This window comes from Klebsiella sp. LTGPAF-6F, assembly GCF_001753185.1.
Taxonomy (GTDB): domain Bacteria; phylum Pseudomonadota; class Gammaproteobacteria; order Enterobacterales; family Enterobacteriaceae; genus Klebsiella; species Klebsiella michiganensis.
Genome location: NZ_CP017451.1, coordinates 277,905 through 297,159, shown reverse-complemented (window position 1 = coordinate 297,159; position 19,255 = coordinate 277,905). Strand labels below are relative to the sequence as shown.

At 42.2% G+C, this 19,255-nt stretch carries 24 protein-coding genes; 4 read left to right on the top strand and 20 right to left on the bottom strand.

The features are described from left to right. Positions 1-3: 3 nt before the first annotated feature. The 13 genes from BJF97_RS30360 to BJF97_RS35295 all read right to left on the bottom strand — a co-directional run bounded on the left by BJF97_RS30360 (position 4) and on the right by BJF97_RS35295 (position 8,211). Positions 4-321, bottom strand: coding sequence for a hypothetical protein (locus BJF97_RS30360; RefSeq protein WP_004026552.1), 318 nt, complete (start codon positions 319-321; stop codon positions 4-6). A gap of 151 nt (positions 322-472) precedes the next feature. After that, positions 473-796, bottom strand: coding sequence for a hypothetical protein (locus tag BJF97_RS30355; RefSeq protein WP_004186935.1), 324 nt, complete (start codon positions 794-796; stop codon positions 473-475). Next, positions 793-1,551, bottom strand: a complete 759-nt coding sequence (locus BJF97_RS30350) for a hypothetical protein (RefSeq protein ID WP_070083083.1) — start codon at positions 1,549-1,551, stop codon at positions 793-795. Before BJF97_RS30350 ends, BJF97_RS30355 begins: the two co-directional genes overlap by 4 nt. Continuing rightward, positions 1,548-2,507, bottom strand: coding sequence for a DNA replication terminus site-binding protein (locus BJF97_RS30345; RefSeq protein ID WP_070083082.1), 960 nt, complete (start codon positions 2,505-2,507; stop codon positions 1,548-1,550). The genes BJF97_RS30350 and BJF97_RS30345 overlap by 4 nt, the downstream gene beginning before the upstream one ends. Before the next feature lie 42 nt (positions 2,508-2,549). Continuing rightward, positions 2,550-2,957 carry a hypothetical protein gene (locus BJF97_RS30340; protein WP_004186937.1) on the bottom strand — a complete coding sequence of 136 codons (408 nt, stop codon included), beginning with the start codon at positions 2,955-2,957 and terminating at the stop codon, positions 2,550-2,552. 9 nt (positions 2,958-2,966) lie between these two features. Continuing rightward, complete coding sequence (locus BJF97_RS30335; RefSeq protein ID WP_004181762.1) at positions 2,967-3,431, bottom strand: hypothetical protein; 465 nt, start codon at positions 3,429-3,431, stop codon at positions 2,967-2,969. Positions 3,432-3,478: 47 nt separating this feature from the next. Further along, on the bottom strand, positions 3,479-3,721 hold the full coding sequence (locus tag BJF97_RS30330) for a hypothetical protein (RefSeq protein WP_004181763.1): 243 nt from the start codon (positions 3,719-3,721) through the stop codon (positions 3,479-3,481). After that, positions 3,708-4,316 carry a hypothetical protein gene (locus tag BJF97_RS30325; RefSeq protein ID WP_004181764.1) on the bottom strand — a complete coding sequence of 203 codons (609 nt, stop codon included), beginning with the start codon at positions 4,314-4,316 and terminating at the stop codon, positions 3,708-3,710. The genes BJF97_RS30330 and BJF97_RS30325 overlap by 14 nt, the downstream gene beginning before the upstream one ends. After that, entirely contained in the window at positions 4,309-4,530 is a 222-nt protein-coding gene (locus tag BJF97_RS30320; RefSeq protein WP_223175070.1) for a hypothetical protein, read from the bottom strand. The genes BJF97_RS30325 and BJF97_RS30320 overlap by 8 nt, the downstream gene beginning before the upstream one ends. 141 nt (positions 4,531-4,671) lie before the next feature. Beyond that, positions 4,672-5,211, bottom strand: a complete 540-nt coding sequence (locus tag BJF97_RS30315; protein WP_004181766.1) for a hypothetical protein — start codon at positions 5,209-5,211, stop codon at positions 4,672-4,674. A gap of 68 nt (positions 5,212-5,279) precedes the next feature. Then, on the bottom strand, positions 5,280-6,524 hold the full coding sequence (locus BJF97_RS30310) for a DUF7146 domain-containing protein (RefSeq protein ID WP_004181767.1): 1,245 nt from the start codon (positions 6,522-6,524) through the stop codon (positions 5,280-5,282). A 110-nt stretch (positions 6,525-6,634) separates the two neighbouring features. Beyond that, positions 6,635-6,865 carry a hypothetical protein gene (locus tag BJF97_RS30305; protein ID WP_004181768.1) on the bottom strand — a complete coding sequence of 77 codons (231 nt, stop codon included), beginning with the start codon at positions 6,863-6,865 and terminating at the stop codon, positions 6,635-6,637. Between the two features lie 71 nt (positions 6,866-6,936). Further along, a complete protein-coding gene (locus tag BJF97_RS35295; RefSeq protein ID WP_228706710.1) occupies positions 6,937-8,211 on the bottom strand; it encodes a VWA domain-containing protein in 1,275 nt (424 codons plus the stop codon). A 53-nt stretch (positions 8,212-8,264) separates the two neighbouring features. Here BJF97_RS35295 and BJF97_RS30295 point away from each other — a divergent pair, with 53 nt between their 5' ends. Next, a complete protein-coding gene (locus tag BJF97_RS30295) occupies positions 8,265-9,245 on the top strand; it encodes an IS5-like element ISKpn26 family transposase (protein WP_070082752.1) in 981 nt (326 codons plus the stop codon). Positions 9,246-9,345: 100 nt separating this feature from the next. Here BJF97_RS30295 and BJF97_RS34510 read toward each other — a convergent pair whose 3' ends face one another. From BJF97_RS34510 to BJF97_RS30260, 7 genes are all read right to left on the bottom strand, one after another. Beyond that, on the bottom strand, positions 9,346-10,119 hold the full coding sequence (locus BJF97_RS34510; RefSeq protein ID WP_228706709.1) for a hypothetical protein: 774 nt from the start codon (positions 10,117-10,119) through the stop codon (positions 9,346-9,348). Positions 10,120-10,182: 63 nt separating this feature from the next. After that, positions 10,183-11,259, bottom strand: a complete 1,077-nt coding sequence (locus BJF97_RS30285; RefSeq protein WP_070083079.1) for a DUF3150 domain-containing protein — start codon at positions 11,257-11,259, stop codon at positions 10,183-10,185. 95 nt (positions 11,260-11,354) lie between these two features. Next, positions 11,355-12,407 (bottom strand): ATP-binding protein, encoded by a 1,053-nt coding sequence (locus BJF97_RS30280; protein ID WP_004181771.1) that lies wholly within the window; start codon positions 12,405-12,407, stop codon positions 11,355-11,357. 27 nt (positions 12,408-12,434) lie between these two features. Beyond that, positions 12,435-13,256 (bottom strand): hypothetical protein, encoded by an 822-nt coding sequence (locus BJF97_RS30275; protein ID WP_004181772.1) that lies wholly within the window; start codon positions 13,254-13,256, stop codon positions 12,435-12,437. A 61-nt stretch (positions 13,257-13,317) separates the two neighbouring features. After that, complete coding sequence (locus BJF97_RS30270; RefSeq protein WP_004181774.1) at positions 13,318-13,671, bottom strand: hypothetical protein; 354 nt, start codon at positions 13,669-13,671, stop codon at positions 13,318-13,320. Between the two features lie 144 nt (positions 13,672-13,815). After that, complete coding sequence (locus BJF97_RS30265) at positions 13,816-14,802, bottom strand: hypothetical protein (RefSeq protein ID WP_025368599.1); 987 nt, start codon at positions 14,800-14,802, stop codon at positions 13,816-13,818. 333 nt (positions 14,803-15,135) lie between these two features. Beyond that, a complete protein-coding gene (locus BJF97_RS30260) occupies positions 15,136-16,935 on the bottom strand; it encodes an ATP-dependent helicase (protein ID WP_004181776.1) in 1,800 nt (599 codons plus the stop codon). Positions 16,936-17,225: 290 nt separating this feature from the next. Here BJF97_RS30260 and BJF97_RS30255 point away from each other — a divergent pair, with 290 nt between their 5' ends. The 3 genes from BJF97_RS30255 to BJF97_RS30245 all read left to right on the top strand — a co-directional run bounded on the left by BJF97_RS30255 (position 17,226) and on the right by BJF97_RS30245 (position 19,128). Then, the gene (locus tag BJF97_RS30255; RefSeq protein WP_004181777.1) at positions 17,226-17,474 is read left to right on the top strand and encodes a type II toxin-antitoxin system Phd/YefM family antitoxin; all 249 of its coding nucleotides are present in this window, start codon (positions 17,226-17,228) and stop codon (positions 17,472-17,474) included. Beyond that, positions 17,464-17,748 (top strand): type II toxin-antitoxin system RelE family toxin, encoded by a 285-nt coding sequence (locus BJF97_RS30250; RefSeq protein WP_004181778.1) that lies wholly within the window; start codon positions 17,464-17,466, stop codon positions 17,746-17,748. The genes BJF97_RS30255 and BJF97_RS30250 overlap by 11 nt, the downstream gene beginning before the upstream one ends. 153 nt (positions 17,749-17,901) lie before the next feature. Next, the gene (locus BJF97_RS30245) at positions 17,902-19,128 is read left to right on the top strand and encodes an RNA-guided endonuclease InsQ/TnpB family protein (protein WP_040209639.1); all 1,227 of its coding nucleotides are present in this window, start codon (positions 17,902-17,904) and stop codon (positions 19,126-19,128) included. Positions 19,129-19,255: the final 127 nt, after the last annotated feature.

Sequence of the window (19,255 nt, the reverse complement as noted above, 5' to 3'; positions counted from 1 at the left end):
TTTTCAGATATTCAGTTCTTTCAAATCTGTCACAACAAAATCCCCTTTTCCTGAAAGACTGTCAAAATCATCGAGTGTAAATTCATGGGTGTGATACCAAATGACCCTGCATGTGGGGCAGGTAACAGGTAACAAATCTTCCGCTAACTTTTCGCTGTTATGGATAACCTCACCCATCTCGTTATGTTCGACAATATAACCACTTATGCAAAGGGTTTCGTACCCATGAGCACCGGTAACAATATGGGTTGCTGTTCTCTCACGAATTTCCCCATTAATTTTAATCTGCTCTCGAGTGGTAATCGTTCTTTTATTATTCATGAAAACTCCGGGTGATATTTAAAAACGGCTGACATTGCTCCCTGCTTCGGAATAATTGTGAAGGCAGCCAGGAAACCTGAAAATATGTTACCCTGTGCCTGAATCAGTTCTGGTGCGTCTCACGAATGAAAATGAGAGGCGATATCATGGATTATCCTTTTTGAGCAGCTTTTTCTTCTTTTCTTTGTTTTTTTAATCTCCGTTTTGCCCGGAAATTTGCAACGGTATAGAGAGTGACAGATGCAATGAAATTCACCAGTGCAGCAAACTCTACTGCCAGATTGATCACGGCAGGTTTGACAGGAAGCCAGAGTGAGACAAGGAGAAGGAGGAACGATGTGATACACCGTAAGGCGTGTACATTAGAGCCTCCACTCTGGTTAATCATACCCGTACCGGAACAGATTTTGTTTGTCAGATAATTTAATCCGAATGCACAAACAGCAGTTACTAACAAGAAAATAGCGTAAGTCATTTTTCCTCCAGAGGCTTTAATCTTAATTTGACCACGTTAACCAGTTTCATTACTCCCGCCTCATCCGGTACGAAAATGTAACGACATCTCGGCCATGTCGCGTGTGTAAATATCTTACCAGCGGTGTTGATATTCAGAGGCATAAGCCTTTCAGTCTTACTCAACGGCATTTTCTCTATCGGGATCAACCCTGACTTAAAACTTTTTATCATTAAGTCGAGAGGGGTTTTACAATCTTTATTGCTCATCGTTTCTGTGTAACGGATCATCCCGGCAATCGTTACCTGTATCGTTCCTATATCAGATTCGAATTTCGGCAGCACCGGCCAGTAAGGAATTTCAAAATCCACACTGGTAAGCGCCTGTTCGTAACCCTGCTCATTTGTTTCTGCAACCGTTTTAAGGCCTGGAAACCGGGCGTGCATAAATTTGATAATCTTTACCACATTGGGCGTGCTGGCCTGGCGCTGATATATCTCTGTCAGCCATGTGGACGTGGTGGCCCATGTCGTGGTGCATGCATAAGTTTTTTGCTCCATATGCCATAAAATAGAGGTGTCAGCCAGGAAGTGATGAACAGTCAACAGCTCGGCCAGCAGCCGATCTTCATCTGGATGTGTTATGGCATTTTTGAAACAGACCTGTACACGAAAACGTTCTTTTGCAGACAGAAAAGTGTTTCCCCTACTGACGGCCACTTTGTATAACCTCCTGGCCGGATCAGCTTCACAAATCCCGGTTAAAATCCGGCTCATTTTGACTCCCTGATGACTTCCACCAGCCCTATACGGGGCAGGACAGAACGATATTTTTCATTAAAATCGCCGCGCTTCTGCCTTTCACCTTTTACGTAATTTTTTAACGGATTAAACCGGCCCGGTTCGCTGAACAAAATTAATGGTAAAGGCGCGCGAAAGTTGAGTTTGTACGGCCCATGAACATCATCTGGATCTTCAGGACTGGTGTACCGGATATTGACGTTAACAGCCGGAAAGTTACTTTCCCGGATAAGCCGAAATTTTCTCAAATTTTCATCGTCATGACTCACTTCATCATTGAGCAACGACAGCATCATGATTTCTTCGGTTCGTTCCTGTTTCAGCCGTATAACATCCTGTTTTGTCAGACTGATATCCGGCTGGAGCTCAGTTATCTCCCTGCGTAAGCGGTCGATAACCGTTTCCAGCCGGGTAAATTTATGAATGACAGGGATTTGCCAGGTGAACCCCAGGGAGCGAATTTGCTCAGTAACGATCCGGATATTACGGGACACCTGTAAAGTCACCAGCCACGGGTAAACCTGGTGCAGAATTTCTGACCGGGAGTCCTGGTAATGAGTGATAGCTTTTACAGCATCAGCAAATTTGTCACGAAGCCGGTTGATTTCACCCACCAGCGACATCACCTGATCATGATTGTTTCTGACCACAACGAACCCGGGGTATTTTCGGGTGATTTTGGTTGAATAATGCTCATCCCTGACATGGACTTTATCAACCCGCTGCTGCCGGTAAATATCCACCAGGGTGTCGACGTCGGGTACCGAATGAGTCACATTGATTTCCTGTGGCGGATTCAACTCCTCAACACTACGGGGCTCCGGGAGCGAGGCAAGGTAAGATGAGCCGATATCGCTGTGACGGAGTAAACTGTGCAGCTCACCGAGTTTGCGTAGTTGCTCTTCGTTGTAATGGGCAAAGTCAGTATTCATATCGTCTCCCGTATCGTATTCCTGAACGTGCGACGGTAATCGTTAAACAAACTCTGGTAAAGACTTAAACGTCAGCCATACAGGCTGGCGTCGCCCGTCCCTGCATACTCTGACGAGGCGATAACGGTTTTTCTCCATCGTGACCAGCCAGTACCCATCGGAGACAGGGCGATCGAGAGTGAACAGTTTTAACCCGTAAAAACCCATCGAGGTAAACAGACGCCCTTCCCGCTCCCGGAAAGAGACCGTAAAGGACGGGAACAGAAGCCAGAATGCAGTGAAGAAAACATACCAGGTATACGGAACAGTCAGTTGTAGAATTTCATAGTTCCTGACGGTAGCTGTGACCAGGCCAAGGCTGAATACAGCAGCAATGCTGGCATATACTTTGAAAGACGCGCTATCGGAGTTTTTCCAGGTAATACCACTAATACAATGCACTTTGCTCATCGCCTTGCCTCAATGTAGTTGTCTGCGCACTTTCATCCGGGGAAGAATTTCTTTCTCCCACAGAGACCTTGCATTCCCATGCCCCCCCAGGAGTTGCATAGCACAAACCCTGTTAAACACAGTTACTTCTTTCCTGATTGCCTGGGTTTGGCTGTCTGTGAGCTCAATGCATTCCGGTACCAACTGCATAACACCGTTCATCATTTCGGCCTTTATGAGGCCTGGACCGTCTTTTGGGTCGGCCTCACAGGATTCCTTTACATTAAACCCGAATGAACAAAGAAGCTGGCCCTGTGCCTTAGGCCCCATCTGGACCCCCCGGCTATCGACGGTAAAGCGGACGATCGCGTAATCCCCTCCCTGATCGCTGGTTATGTTTCTTACCAGCATGCTGACCGGAGTCATATGAAGCCAGCTGTAGATACCCAAAACAATTTCTTCTTTTAAAATCATATTCAATTTACTGGTTCTCATTTTCTAATTTATGAATATGAAAACATAAAAAAAAGCTCTGTAAAGCCCTAATCTGTAGAAAGCAAAGGTTTGGTGGCTTTTAACTTGTACTCAATAAAAATTCCGGCTGCATCTGCAGCTGTTATTTCAGACAATATGGCATCAATGATTTCCGGCTCCGTGATGTTATTGAACCCCTGCTTACGAACCATCTCTTTAACGCACTCAAAACGTCGGGCTGTTGCCGGGTCGATGACAAATGTATTTAGATGCACATCTTCGCATACGCCAGACGTCTCATTTAGTTTCATGTTCACTCTCCAGATCAGGGATGAAGTCAAAGTTGTACGCAATCGCTTTTTCAGGTGATTCACCCGCGATGAGTTTTAACCAGGAGTAAGAGTCTTGCTGGTTAAGAAAAATAACGAGATACCCTTCATCTGCACTGTTTCGCTGTTTAATGAATTCAATCTCATTATCCATTCCGAAACCAAATGGCCCATGTATAACACGCGACTGCTCTGGAAGCATTGAGCTGAACATTGATACCACGACTTCCCTCAGCTCCAAATTTTGGTGCGCAATAAAAGCCACTCTTTTACCTTCCTTAACGGAAGCTACAATTCGTTTAACACTCGACTTCACGTTATAGCGATACACAATCAACCGGAGCCGGGTCATGCAGAGGAAAATAATACATACGCAGCTGACAAGAGCCCCATAAGCTGAGCCTTCAATGAACCAGTTAAGGAATCCCAAAACAACCAGTCCCAAAAAAGTGACTATACTCAACAGGAAAATATAAAAGTTAATTTTACGGTCTTTTGGATACCAGGTAGATGCAACGGCTATGATAGCCATTACGCCGACTAATGCATACATTGAAAGATCAAACGGGTTACTCATCGATAGTCTCGCAATCGTGCCCAGGGCAGCCCTTGACAGGTGAAAATTCAGGGCATTCTTGAGTAGTTATAAGTCGCTCACCGGCGTTAAAGCGTATTTGTAAGTCACTACGTAAAGCTTCTGCATTCTCCCCCCCCAAAAGGTAGAGCAGAAACTCATCATCAGCCAAAAGTAACTTTTCCAGGTCATAGCACTCGTGTTTGTAGTCCATCATTCCTCCTTGAGACTATTAAATCACAGAGGAAAGACAAATTTTCTGTACTAAAGGGCTAAATCTGGAAGATCAAGTAAATTTTTTGGCAAAAAAAAAGCGCATAAAATATGCGCTCTTTTTTTAATAGACAACAATGGGTAATTAGTTCATACGGAGCATATGGTTCTCAACTCTTGCTATGAAGTTACTCATTGAGGGAAGGTTTAACTCGTCTCCTATGCGTTTACAGTCAAAAAGTGACTTTGCAGGGGAAAAGTTAAAGCCTTTATTATTAACAAACTCTAAAATCTCTTTCAGATAGGAATTTTTACTTCCGGCACTGAAGGAGTTGAGTAAAGGCCCACGATCTAAAAGTTCACCTGCTGCTTTTTTGGTCAACTTAATACCTTGTTTACTTATCATCTTACAATGATAGTACTCAAAGCTTTCGCTACCTTCCCAGTCTAGAGACCTGGAGGAGTGAAACTCAGAAAGCAAAAGCAACATTGTGCCATGATCACGAACAACATATAAAAATTCAAAATTACCATTTATCAACGCTTGCTTAACTAAGCGCAAATCTATCTCTATGTCGTAGTCATACCAAGGGCTATTAACAAGAGAAGCGGAATGCTTCAGAATGAAGTGTTCCTTAACCCAGTTAAAAACCGATTCGATATCATAATCATAATAAACGTTCATAATTAGCTCTCCTAAAGTAAAAAAGGGAGAGCCCCACAGGGAGCACTCTCCCTGTATGGGTTATGAAATTATTTAATCAAGTCAAAAAATCTTTCTTCCAGTTTGCCTGGGAAAGCTTCATGACCCTTGAGCATTAATACATCATTCCAATCGACACCTTTCGCACCATCAGGTATATCCAGTTCAGGCAAATGAATCTCAACCCGGACTGTTGCTTCAGGATAGCGTTCAGCAAGTAAGGGCTCCATACGGCTCTTGAGAACACGTGCAGCGGACTCACCAGCTGAATTACCGGTGTTTGGATTTACCCGATCTTTATCTGCCCAAATCGACAATTCAATAAATTGGCAATCAGAAGGTGGCATTAAATACTCAGGTATTTCCAGCATTTCCATAAATGTTGAACTTGAAGATGCCCAGCAAGGAATTGAAGTCGCCTCAGTTACTGATAGCGCATTCTCAATACCTTCACTAACCCCCAAAAACCATGATTTAGTTTCATCACAGTAAGTTGGTTTAAATAGCTGCATCGAACCACCATTCATCTGGTAGACCGGTTTCATCATTAACTTTGGGTTTTCAACATCAGCTTTTTTAAGTCCATCATCAGTAAGATGAGTTTTATGGATAGTGCAATTGCGACCGAATTTATCGTTAAAAATAGCAACCATCGTTGGATGAAAACTGGCTGGCTTATTAGAACCGGGCCAGTATCTCATCTTAGCATTAAACCCCAGACTAGCTGGAATTTTTGTGAGCATCCGTTTTATACCGCGCCCTGATAGATATCGAGCAACCAATGAATCGGGTGTCACAAATTTTGTGTATTTATACACGGCTTCTAACTTATTTATACGACTAAGTCTCTCTTCCTCACCAATATCTGAAAAAGATTGAGCTTTTTTGTCATAAAGAACAATATTAACACGGTCGGCTTCAGTTAACTTTCTATCCTTGGAAACACCAAGCATTTCAAGAATGTTTTTTGCAGCCTGCGTTTTACTAATGCTTTTTAGTTCAGCAATTAAATCAATGCCATCAATAAAAGTATTATGGGGATAATCCTCATGAATAGCATGAACACTTTCTAGCGTCCTATCTTTAAATCTGAATTTCGTTTTGCCACTACCAGTAAACGGGCATTTGACAGAACGTGGAGCTTTTTCTAAAGCCTCCTGAAACTCAGGATAGTACGTTAATACATTACGCCATCCACCCAGTTGCTGCACATGAGATTTGACAAGGTCAAAAGTTTCTTGCGCGTACTGCATAGGGGTTTTAGCCGGTGAATTATAATTTGTAGAATGACTCATAATACTCTCCTAGCTGACATTGTGGGTTTCACAATGCCTACTGCAATGCAGATAACATTGAGAAACCCACAACGCAGAATGAAAGAAGTGCCACGAAGTGGCACAATCATTTATAAGACTTCGAAACCATTAGCAATATATTTCGCCACCAGTCTTTCAACTGCTGAATCCATTGCTTCGGAATTGTCTTCGGAAAATGTGGCATCACGAACTAATCGTTCAACCGGCATAATTCCATTAACAACTTCCCCTTCTGTGACGTATACCTTGGTTCCAATCATCCCACTGTCTAATTGACGAGAGTCAACGCGAACACGTTTAATATACTTATTACCTTTCATATGTTTGCTCCTTAAAGGCGAGCAAACATACCCATGCGGGTATATAAGCCCGCTTGGGAAGATAATAGAAGTTAAACTAGGCTTCTGATTAAATCTTTATACAAAGAATTTAATTCAGAGATATCGTTTATTTTTTTAAAATAAACACCATCAAAGCCTAGAGGTTTATCAATGCCATAACCGACACAAACAATATCTATGCCATGTTTTTTAGCATTTTTAACTGCAGAGCATACATCATCTATTGATTCAGATGGGTCACCATCAGTCGCAATAAAGATAACTTTACGTGAGAAATTCAAACGTGAGAAATATTCCACGCATGAATTAATCGCTGTCGCAGTTGGGGTATGTAATCCGCTAGAAACATTTTCATAATTTGAAAAGCAACTAGATACAGATTTATTAAAAAACTTAAGTATATCTATATAACCTTCTTTTTGAACTGGATAAACAAGATCAGCAACATCAATATTGTTCACCGATTCACAAGCAAGGGTAAATGCAAGATTTGCTTTTAAGGCTAAAACTGATACGTCATGCATTGATACAGAGATATCACGCAGGTTTATTACACCTACATCAGACCTTTTGTATCCCTCCCCGTTTTTCTTAAACACAGAGGTTGCACCCATAGGTACTTCAACAAGCTTTCTACTATGAATACGAGATCCACGATCAGTTAGCCTGTTGTTACGCCGTACAGTTTGCTTATTTAAAGAAGAAAGTAACTTTCTTAGCTCACGAGAGTGAGCTAGAGCATTATTATACTCCTCCTCGGTCAGAGTGATAAAACCAAAACGAAAACCAAAGTTTTGAATTTCAGCATCACTGAAAGAAGATGCCATTTGAGATATGGATTTTTTTATAGCTTCATGAAAATCATGAGAATTATCCTGTTCAGCCTCTGTGTCTAGGTATTCATCAAGATCTTCAATCGCCTTTCTTAATTGCGCTGGTGAGAAACTTTGTGTTGTACGTGCAGAAGTTACAGAACCATCAGAACCGTCAGAGCCATCAGAGTCATCAGAGCCGTCAGAGTCATCAGAGCCGTCAGAGTCATCAGAGCCGTCAGAGCCGTCAGAGTCATTAGAGCCGTCAGAGTCATCAGAGCCGTCAGAGTCATCAGAGCCGTCAGAGCCGTCAGAGTCATCAGAGCCGTCAGAGCCGTCAGAGCCGTCAGAGCCGTCAGAGTCATCAGAGCCGTCAGAGCCGTCAGAGTCATCAGAGTCATCAGAGCCGTCAGAGTCATCAGAGCCGTCAGAGTCATCAGAGTCATCTAATCGGTTTTGTTCTTCTTTATCTTTTAGATCATCACGTAACTTTTCTAGGGAAGGTGCGAACAAGTTCCTGATATGAGATCATCATATTCATCCGGAGCGCATCCCAGAGGGACATCATGAGCCATCAACTCACCTTCGCCGATAGTGAATTCAGCACTAAGCGCCGTCAGACCCGAAAAGAGATTTTCCTCTCCCGCATGGAGCAGATTCTGCCATGGCAGAATATGACCGCTGTCATCGAGCCGTTTTATCCCAAGGCGGGCAATGGCCGACGGCCCTATCCGCTGGAGACCATGCTGCGTATTCACTGCATGCAGCATTGGTACAACCTGAGCGACGGTGCCATGGAAGATGCCCTGTACGAAATCGCCTCCATGCGCCTGTTTGCCCGATTATCCCTGGATAGCGCCCTGCCGGACCGCACCACCATCATGAATTTCCGCCACCTGCTGGAGCAGCATCAACTGGCCCGCCAATTGTTCAAGACCATCAATCGCTGGCTGGCCGAAGCAGGCGTCATGATGACTCAAGGCACCTTGGTCGATGCCACCATCATTGAGGCACCCAGCTCGACCAAGAACAAAGAGCAGCAACGCGATCCGGAGATGCATCAGACCAAGAAAGGCAATCAGTGGCACTTTGGCATGAAGGCCCACATTGGTGTCGATGCCAAGAGTGGCCTGACCCACAGCCTGGTCACCACCGCGGCCAACGAGCATGACCTCAATCAGCTGGGTAATCTGCTTCATGGAGAGGAGCAATTTGTCTCAGCCGATGCCGGCTACCAAGGAGCGCCACAGCGCGAGGAGCTGGCCGAGGTGGATGTGGACTGGCTGATCGCCGGGCGTCCCGGCAGGGTAAAAACCTTGAAGCAGCATCCGCGCAAGAACAAAACGGCCATCAACATCGAATACATGAAAGCCAGCATCCGTGCCAAGGTGGAGCACCCGTTTCGCATCATCAAGCGGCAGTTCGGCTTCGTGAAAGCCAGATACAAGGGGCTGCTGAAAAACGATAACCAACTGGCGATGTTATTCACCCTGGCCAACCTGTTTCGGGTGGACCAAATGATACGTCAGTGGGAGAGATCTCAGTAAAAACCGGAAATAACGCCAGAAATGGTGGAAAAAATAGCCTAAATAGGCTGATTCGATGTGTTTGCGGGAAAAAAATCGGCCCAGATCCGCGAAATTTTAATCAGCGAGTCAGCTTGGGAAGAAATGACCTGCTTATTCGCACCTTCCCTAGTTCTTCATATAGTTTCAATCCTAACTCACATGCCATAAGAGTTGAATTAACCCCTGTGGCTTCGAGAATCAAAGAATCAAAACGGTCTTTCATGTCGAATAGAACAGTATCAGCAAGAGCAAAAAAATCATTCAATATTTCAGGAACGCCTTCTTGCCCAAGCTGATTTACACGAAGCTTGTTTAAAATATACATTTCAATGTAGGAAACGATATTAGAACCGTCACCAGTCATGTTTCCATCACTAACCATAAACGAATACATTTCAGCAAGCATTACTTTTGAAAGCGGAAACTGATTACCAGTTTTCTCTTCCATCTGAATGTCTTCGAAGAGGTTAATAGAACGATGAAGCCTCTTAAGTTTTATTTCCGCTTTTTTCTCCTCTTCTTTAGAGGAAAAACTAGCGGTTCCGTCAGGCATTATACATTCGAAGCCAGGTTGTTTTGATAAATATTCATTTTCAAAATCAACAGTAGTTTCGATTTCTGTATAACGATTATGACCACCTTCATGACATATCCAGCCGCTACATAGCTTCCAGTATTTGTCATTACTAAAGTCACCGTTTGGTAAAAAAATAGTTTTAGATCTCATGTTAATGCATGGTGTTGCATGTGGCCCCAAAAAAAGAACATTGAGTTCAGGATCAGCACCAATCACACGAGCAAGATTATCTACAGCCAACTTACTACGAATAGAATTGTTTAGCTTAATAGTCATATAGCACCCATAAAGTTAAATGGGCGCACCCATGTGGGTTTGCCCACAAGGGATTAGAAGATATCAAAAATTAAATGGAGTCGAGAAAGTTACTTTTTTCTGGACTACATCATTATTTGAGACCGGAGTTATCGAAGAATTAGATGTCTTAGCAGGAATACCATTTCCAGTAAAAGGATCAACGAAAATGGAACCAGTATTATTAGCCAAATTATCATCTAAATCGTTAAAACGATTTTTAATTTCGGCAATAAAACCTGTTACAAGATCGTCACCATCCATAATTCTGTTCAAACGATTCGTATCACTTAGCAGTAATAACCATTCGCGAAACAAACTCATGTGAAGGGGGGAATCCAAATTACCAGAAGGAAGATGGTTTAGTACGCTTTGGATAGAGTCAGCAATTTTAGTTGCACGATCATCCAAAAACATAAAACTCGCAACCTTATCTTTTAAATTTGACAGTTTTTCTACGAAAGTCTGGTCAATTTTAGGTTTTGTGCAGGAAGCATAGATAGATTCAGCAGTCAGAGCAATATCCTGTATTAAACCAACTGAATAGCGGTCTCCTAAATCCTCTCCATCAATTGACATTGGTGTGAAAGGGATTGGATGGCTAATCTGGAAAAGAAACGATTTTTCGAAGTCATCTTTAGTCATTCTTAATTTTTCAATTAATTCTGCCAATTTAGGACTTCTGTCTTTTTCCATCTGAATGTATTCTTCATAACGCTCTAGAGCATTCTGAATGCCTTCCTTGAAATATTCTCGGACGGCCTCTACTTCAATCAAATACTCTTCCAACTTAGAGGTTGGCAGTATATTCATGGAGCTGAAAGGAATGCAGTATTTACGTTTGAGATTACTCAATCTTGTATGAACAGCGCTTTTAAAGTTCAAAGCCTTAGTAGAAATCCATTGGACTTCAACCTTACTCACACTCGATTGGTCCGATACTTCATCTTCATCAAGAAACTGTCGAATTTCATTCGTTCTACGGCGACCCTGACATCCTTCGACATCTACCTTAATAATAACGGCACCATCTTGTAATTCAGGATTGCGGTCGATGAAACTTTTTACAGTGTTACTGATTTGAGTGGTATCAGCAATAGCAGCGATTTTGATATTAGCCATGATATTTCTCCAGTATGCACCGGAAAAATATCTCCCAAAGGGAAAATATTTCCCGGTGGGGGGGGGGGTAGGTAAAATTTAAATAAACGTATCAATTACAATTGTGAAATTGAACGTGATACTTCTTCCGGGAAAAGTTGCTCAAGCAAAATTTCAGCTTTACTACATGCTTCAGAAGATAACTTAGACGTGAATGCAATTTTAAACCCAACAGAAATTTCTTCATCAAGGACTTTGGAGGTAGAAATCCATGAAATCAATTCACGAATATCCATCACCAGTTCGTCATCTTTCAGATTGTTAAGTTCAAAAGCAACTTTTGCAAACATTCTTAAACATGAAGGTTTCAAATCAGGAAAATGAGCCTCAGCTGCACAATACATAGCTTGTTCATCAGGTCGAATCATCGGCAATATTAAAAAACGCTTAATAAATGCAGAGTCTTGGGACTGTGATGAAGCGAAACGCATATCCTCTCCACTCATGTTAGTGTTAGCTGTACCAATAAAGCGGGTGTAGCGATTTGCATAAATCAACTCGCCACCTTCTTTACCGGTTGCCCACGGTTTACGCTCAAGCGGCATATGAAGCTTAGCTGCCGTATCTGGGTTTATTTTATCTATCTCATCAAGAAGAATGATATGCCCATCACGATAGCCTTGCACAAGGTCACTATAAACATACCGTGTATTTCCATTTTCTAGCGTTCTCATACCTTCAAGATCATCAATCGATAACTCATTGTTGATTTGTTTGATGGTGATAGGCCAGTTCAGCATATGGCTGATATATAATGCTAACTCCGTTTTACCAGATCCAGATTCTCCTTGCAGGCAGATGCCAGCAGTTACTTCATTATTTAAAAGTAACTTCACCATACGGCGTAGAGTGATCGGATTTGGACGATATTTACTGTTTAACGGAGCACGAAAAGGAGTAACTCTTTTGAAAATAGGTATAACGTCATTTTCTCCAAAACAGTCAACATTAAAGTGCTCGTTTGCACGGACAATAATGTATTCCTCTTCATCTTGATATTCTATAGCCTTGGTTAACTCATGAGGTTCGAAATATTTAATTTCTAAGTCAGAGTTAACATTCAAAGTTAGAATTTTTGCATTGTTGTTAGCAGTAGTAGCGGGTGTCATATATAACTCCGTTGGATATTTATGAAATTAAAGGTTTTTGATAATGGCTTTCGAAGTGCTGAAAAGTAATCCGTAATCAAAACCGTATACATGAGATATTACCTTACATGCATCGGAATATAACCACTCAACATAATCCACAGCTTCGGTTTTAAGAACATAAGAATCGGTATTCTGATCCAAAGTCCAGGCACCATTTTCACTTAGATTTTCAAGGATAATCATTTGCTCATCGAAAATCTTTTTAAAGAGTTTCAATCTGTCAGCTATTGACCATTTAATGATCAATGATCTCCTTGTATAACAATATCTATCATCTAAGAAATCTGACCATTTAATCGGGCCTATAATAGGATGAGAAAATGTTAAGTTGTCAGTTTCTAAAGATTTAATAAGATCTTGCCTTGACTCTCTTGAACGTATTGCAAGAAGAAGTCTTGACTTAATAAAATCAATAATTTCATCTGGGTCATATCCGAAGCGATGACACACAATTTGAAATTGTTTAGTACAATACCAATCTAACTCCAATTTTAATTTCGGTGTTAGATATCGAAACCCATTGGCATCAATTTTATAGACCATCGATTGGTCTATATGGTACTGAACGGTTACAAAAGATGACTCCATTATTTTATAGAAGAACGTACATATATGTTCATCTGTCCAAATGAAATCATCTAGCTCTTGATAATCATGGTTCGGTACTTTGTTACCATGATCTTCAACTATTGAGTTTGATTCCACAGGTATATATACCTTTTCTTTAATTCCATCATCCTCAAAGAAGAATCTGAAACTAAGTTGGTTTTCATTCTCAATCTTTCTTAATTTACTACTTAAATGCATGATAGGTTTCTCCATAGGAGAAACCCAAATGGGATTTCTCCCAATAGGGGTTAAAAAATTATTAACGTGTTAAGAACCTTGAACCGCCGAAACCTTCAATAGGCTTAGGAGCTCGGTGAATCAATTTCTGGGCCTGGACTCTAACAACCGTCAATTCACCAGAGTGAACTTTATCAGTCACCAGACAACCAGTTATCATCAGGTTATCGCCTCGAATAATCTCTTTAAACTCCTTATCATACAGGTCTTGAGGTATTTTCACTTGGATCGATGAAACTACCATTTCTATTTTACCATTTCTTTCCATTTCCTGTTTGTTATCCAGTATTAGCATAATAGTGTCATATTCATTACGAACAATCACCTTATTAACCTCGCCGGAAACGCAAACAGTATTTATGTGATTTGTAAACATGTTAGGCCTCTTTTAAAAAACAAAAAGAGACCCAAAAGGAGTCTCTTTTTCTCCTTATGGATGTGTGATTAAACAAAATTTAGAAGATGATACCTTTTTATAAAGGACAACTTTTATAGTTGAACTCCATGAATAAGATAAGTATCAATTATAGCCAATGAAGTTCATAATAGTTGAGATTCCGAAATAGAGAATGGCAACACAAGCAGCACCTTTCAGTACTCTTGATACCGTATTATCATATCCCTTTACAAAACTATTATTTTCTACAGCTTTAATTTCTTGAGCTTGATTTGTTTCCATAGCTGCTTTAGCTTTCATTTCATCATCTTTCAATGATGCTTCAAGTTTAAGCAGTCGTGGCATTAAATCTGCAACTACAAAATCAAAACCATTTACTTTGTGAATCATCATCTCGTTAAATGATAAGTCATAGTATTTGTCTTGAAGCCCGAATTCACTCATCAAAGGCTTCAATTTACCATAAAGGTCATTGAGGTCCTCATGACGAGATTCAACGGTCTCAACAAAGTGCTGACGTTTATAAAAAACATGCACCTCATCAATAACCATATCAAGCCATTGACTTACTTTAACAGCACCCAGCTTGGTCAGTTTATCTTTACCGAAGTGAAGAGACTCTGAAGTAACAATGGAGCTGATATTCAACTCAACAAGCTTTTCATCAAGAGATGATAAAAAAGCTTCGAGCGTTTTTTCACGTGGGATGTCGGGAAATTCTTCAAGAAGTTGTTCAGCCTCATCGAGGTTGATCTCATTAATGAAGACATCACCAACATTCACGCTGTAAATCACAGAACGTTCACAACCAACTAAATGCTTCAGTTTAGAACTTTCTTCAAGCGCCTTTAACTCAATTACACGGCTGACAGATTCTGTCATATACCAGATGTAACTCTTATCGTCATCGGTGCCTTTTTCTATTTTACAAATATCACTGCCAGTATTCGATGGTGGAATTTCTTCACCATAAAACGCTTTGGAATAAGCCATCAAAATTGAATCTTTCTCAATTTTGTCAGCAGCCGGGCGTGACGGTTTAGCACTGGTGGCGGTTTTAGCACGTGTTGGGGTTTTAGCTTTGGGTTTAGCAGTAGTAGCAGTAGTCATTTTATATACCTTTAAGTTTAGAATTAAATCCGGAAAAACCATTTACGCAGTTTATTTAGAAATTGGCGAAAGCCGTCGTTTATCACCCTGAAGCAACAAACCGCCTGAGTTTATACTTTTCTGGCATTAGAAAGTCCGTAGAAAGTTACTTTTTGAAAGCAATTTAACTACGAGTTGTGGTAAGACAGATGTGAGTTATCGCACCAGCGCCATTCTTTTGGAAAGAGGCTCTGGTGTCGAAACTCAAAATTGAGCTACCCATTTATGGATATCTTAGAAGGTATAAAGGTATTAAAAGTAAAACTATTGAGAAATTTATACATCAACCCTGTATCATTGTAAACACATATCTTCACTTCCCTCAATAATTGGTATTTCTTCAGCTAACTCAACTACTTTCGGGAACGACTCAGTGATAAACTCTGACGGTTTCCCATGCCAGGTAATGTAAAGCTCAAGCTCTGCCCTTGTCATCCCAACAAAAAATAAACGACGCTCCTCTTCTATCCCTTCATCACCGATAACCTTCGGTGAGGGTATTTGGTCGTGGTTGCAGTTGATGATTAGTACTTTTTTCCATTCCAGTCCTTTGGAACCATGGAGCGTGCAGAGACAGATTCCACTTTGCTCTGTTTCACTAGATTCCACTTTGTTACCCATGGTCATGCCAGCTGCAATATTTAGCATCTTAAGCCATCCATCTTTCATTGCCCAACGGTAGCATGACATTAAAGAAATCCGGGTTACTGACGAATCACCTTTCGTATTGGACATCTTGTATCCGGCCATTTCTAACCATTCTTTAATTTTTTTAAAACGGTTTTCAATTTCTTCTTTGACTCGTGTATCAGTCATCATCGGTGCCATGTGCTTGTGTAGGGTTTTGGTAAGGACTGATGCATCAGGAGGTAAATCAGTTTGTTGAAAAGTAACTTTTTTGGAACTCATATGCTTCCACACTGTGTCCAAAACTTGTTCATCCTCATTGAGGAAAGATAGAACTCGTTTCATCAGACCGATGTTACCTGGCTGTCGGAAAAAGGAGAACAGATGGAGAATGTTACTTGGCTCTAATCCCTCCCAGAAGGATTTTCCCCCTATCCTCGTAACCGGAACTTCAAGATAACTTTCCATTTTGTCGAGTGTCGTGTTGTTTCGGCTTAAAATCGCCCAATCATGAGGGTTTTTCTCCACCAGCTCCTTGATCACATCAAATTGGTCGTCTGCCTTATCCGATCTTATAAAAGTTACTTTTCCTTTATCCCCATTTCTGCCTGACACGAGACTCTTTTCATAGCGGGCTTTGTTCTTTCTGATCACTGTATCAGCAAATTTAAGGATCAATGGTGCACACCTGAAACATTTGGTCAGGTGAAAAACGTTAGGATTATATGCTTTATCAAACTGACGAAAGATCTTAACTCCACCTGCATCTCTGAAACTGTATATTGTCTGGTCATCATCGCCTACGATTGTGGTGTTGATGCCCCTCTTTGCGTGCTCAGATATCCAAGTGAATTGAATACCATCGGTGTCCTGTACTTCATCAACAATCAGATGAGTAATACTTAAAGGCCTCATCTTATCGGCACTCAACATGCCCACTACATACTTTGAAAGTGAGTTAAAATCTGCAACATTATCCTTTTTGCAAAAGCTCATGTACTCGTTGTAGAACGCCACCTGGTCGCGTGTATATTTAATCCTGATAATGTCCGGGTTAAGCTCCCGGCCAATGCCGTCGATGAATGGCATTATGTCGTTCACACTTTCATGGTAGTTAAGATGTTTTTGTACCCGTGATACCATCGCCATTTGTTTGTGTCCGATTAGAAGCCCTCCTTTCCAACCGGTCTGGTTTACCATTTTTTTTATAAAACCGTGAAAGGTATCGACCTCTATACGGTTGAGAAACCTCGGCTCTATCATTTTCTGGAGGCTATTTTTTAAAGAGTCTGTGGCCGCACGGGTAAAGGTTACCAGGGATACCCGGGCCAATGGATGACGTTGAAAAATGGCTTTTGTTCCCTCCTTCATGGTGAAGGATTTGCCACTCCCTGGACAGGCAATGACCATCGTGTTTTTATCCATATTTTGTATAACACGCTCTTGTTCTTCTGTACTCGATGACATCTTAGCTCCTTCCTGTTCCGGCATAAATCATGTCACATTCAGGAAAGAATTTTCTGAAATAGAGGCTGTTTTTCGTTTTATCTTCAGTATTTTGTATCATTGACTGCTCCCCGCCCAGAATGTACTGCACCTTTACTCAGTTGGAGTTCAACTTTTGGGATGCAGTTCAAAACAGGGCGAGGATTCCAACCCGCACGGGACGAGATTTCTAGGGAACTTAACTGATAAAAGCACCTTTAAAAGCACTCTTAAGCGTGCTATAATTGAGACTCTGAACAGGAGGTTTTTTTATGGCATTTCAGGTACTAACCACTACTGCAGCAAGCATCACAGAGCTTAAACGTGATCCTATGGGCACTTTCAATGCAGGAGAAGGTGCCCCTGTAGCCATACTGAATCGCAACGAACCCGCTTTTTACTGTGTACCGCCTGCTCTGTATGCTCAACTGATGGAGCTTCTTGAAGATCAGGAGCTGGGTCGTATTGCTGATGAGCGAATTGGTGAGGCGGTAATCGAGGTCAGTCTAGATGACTTATAAGCTGGCCTTTAATGAATCAGCTCTGAAAGAATGGAAAAAATTGGGCCATACCATTCGGGAACAATTCAAAAAGAAGCTCGCTGAGCGCCTGTTGAACCCACGGGTGCCCGCATCGCAACTACATGGACGCAAAGACCAATACAAAATAAAGCTCCGTGGCGCAGGCTACCGACTGGTTTACAGTGTCAACGATGATGTTGTGACGGTCACCGTAATTGGCGTCGGTAAACGTGAGAATGATGATATTTACAATTTAACCAAACACAGAAATTAAGAGCCCATTCGTTCAGGTATTTAGTCACAAAAACAATCTTTACATGTAATAAATAGTCGGAATACCGACTTCTGTTTATTTCCTGCACCTGTTGACTCCGTGATATATATATGGTTATTTATACAGGTTGTCTCAATACACTCTGAATGCAAAATGCTAATCCAGAAAGCGTATAAATACAGACTCAACCCGACAGATGCACAGGCGCAACGACTGCGTCAGATGTGCGGCTGCGCCCGTTTTGTCTGGAATTACGCCCTGGCAGAGACGCAGCGTATTCTTGAGGCCGGACAAAAACTCCCTTCCGCCTTTGAGCTGAATAAGATGCTGACAGGATGGAAGAAACTCCCTGAGCTGGCGTTTTTATCAGATGCCTACACCGACAACCTTCAGCAGAAACTGAAAGACCTGCACGGGGCATGGGAACGGTGCTTTGATAAAAAGCTGGCAGCGAAAGCGCCCGTGTTCAAACATAAAAGCCACGGCAATGACTCTGTTCGTTTCGTCAATTTTGACAAATACTGCCAGCTTCAGCACAGACGCGTTAAGTTACCCTCGGGGCTGGGCTGGGTGACATTCCGGCAGTCCCGCGCCGTTGTGGGTAAAATCAAAAACGCAACGGTCAGCCAGCACGCTGGCGGCTGGTATATCTCATTTCAGGTAGAAATGGTGGTCGAACAGCCCACGCACCCGTCAACGTCTGCTGTCGGCCTGGATGCCGGTATCTGCAAGCTGGTAACGCTGTCAGACGGCACGGTGTTTGAACCTGTCAACAGTTTTAAACAGAACCAAAGCAGACTGGCAAGGTTACAGCGCCAGCTTGCCCGTAAAGTGAAATTCAGCGCAAACTGGAAGAAGCAGAAAGCAAAAATTTCCCGCTTACACGCGCATATCACCAATATCCGCCGCGATTACCTTCATAAAGTCACGACAACAATCAGCAAAAACCACGCGATGATCGTTATTGAAGATTTGAAGGTTTCCAACATGGCGAAATCGGCAGCGGGTACGGCAGACGAGCCGGGGCGCAACGTTACGGCAAAATCAGGTCTTAACCGGGCGATACTGGATCAGGGCTGGTACGAAATGCGCCGCCAGCTCGAATATAAGCAGCGATGGCGCGGCGGTGAGGTGCTGGCAGTAAATCCGGCCTACACCAGCCAGAAATGCGCCTGCTGTGGTCATACCTCGAAGGAAAACCGTCAATCGCAGGCCACATTTGTCTGCGTGGCGTGTGGATACGAAGCGAATGCTGATGTAAACGGCGCTTGTAATATTTTAGCGGCAGGACATGCCGTACTTGCCTGTGGAGGGACGGTGCAGTCAGTCCGCCCGATGAAGCAGGAACCTGGCACTGAGCGATCAGTCGTCACCCACTAATGGGAATCCCCCTCCTGAATCGCGCAGCGTGAAGGTGGGGAGGATGTCAAATTCCGTATAACACGTTCTTGTTCTTCAGTACTTGATTACATCTTAATTCCCTTATGTTCCTGCATAAATCATTTCA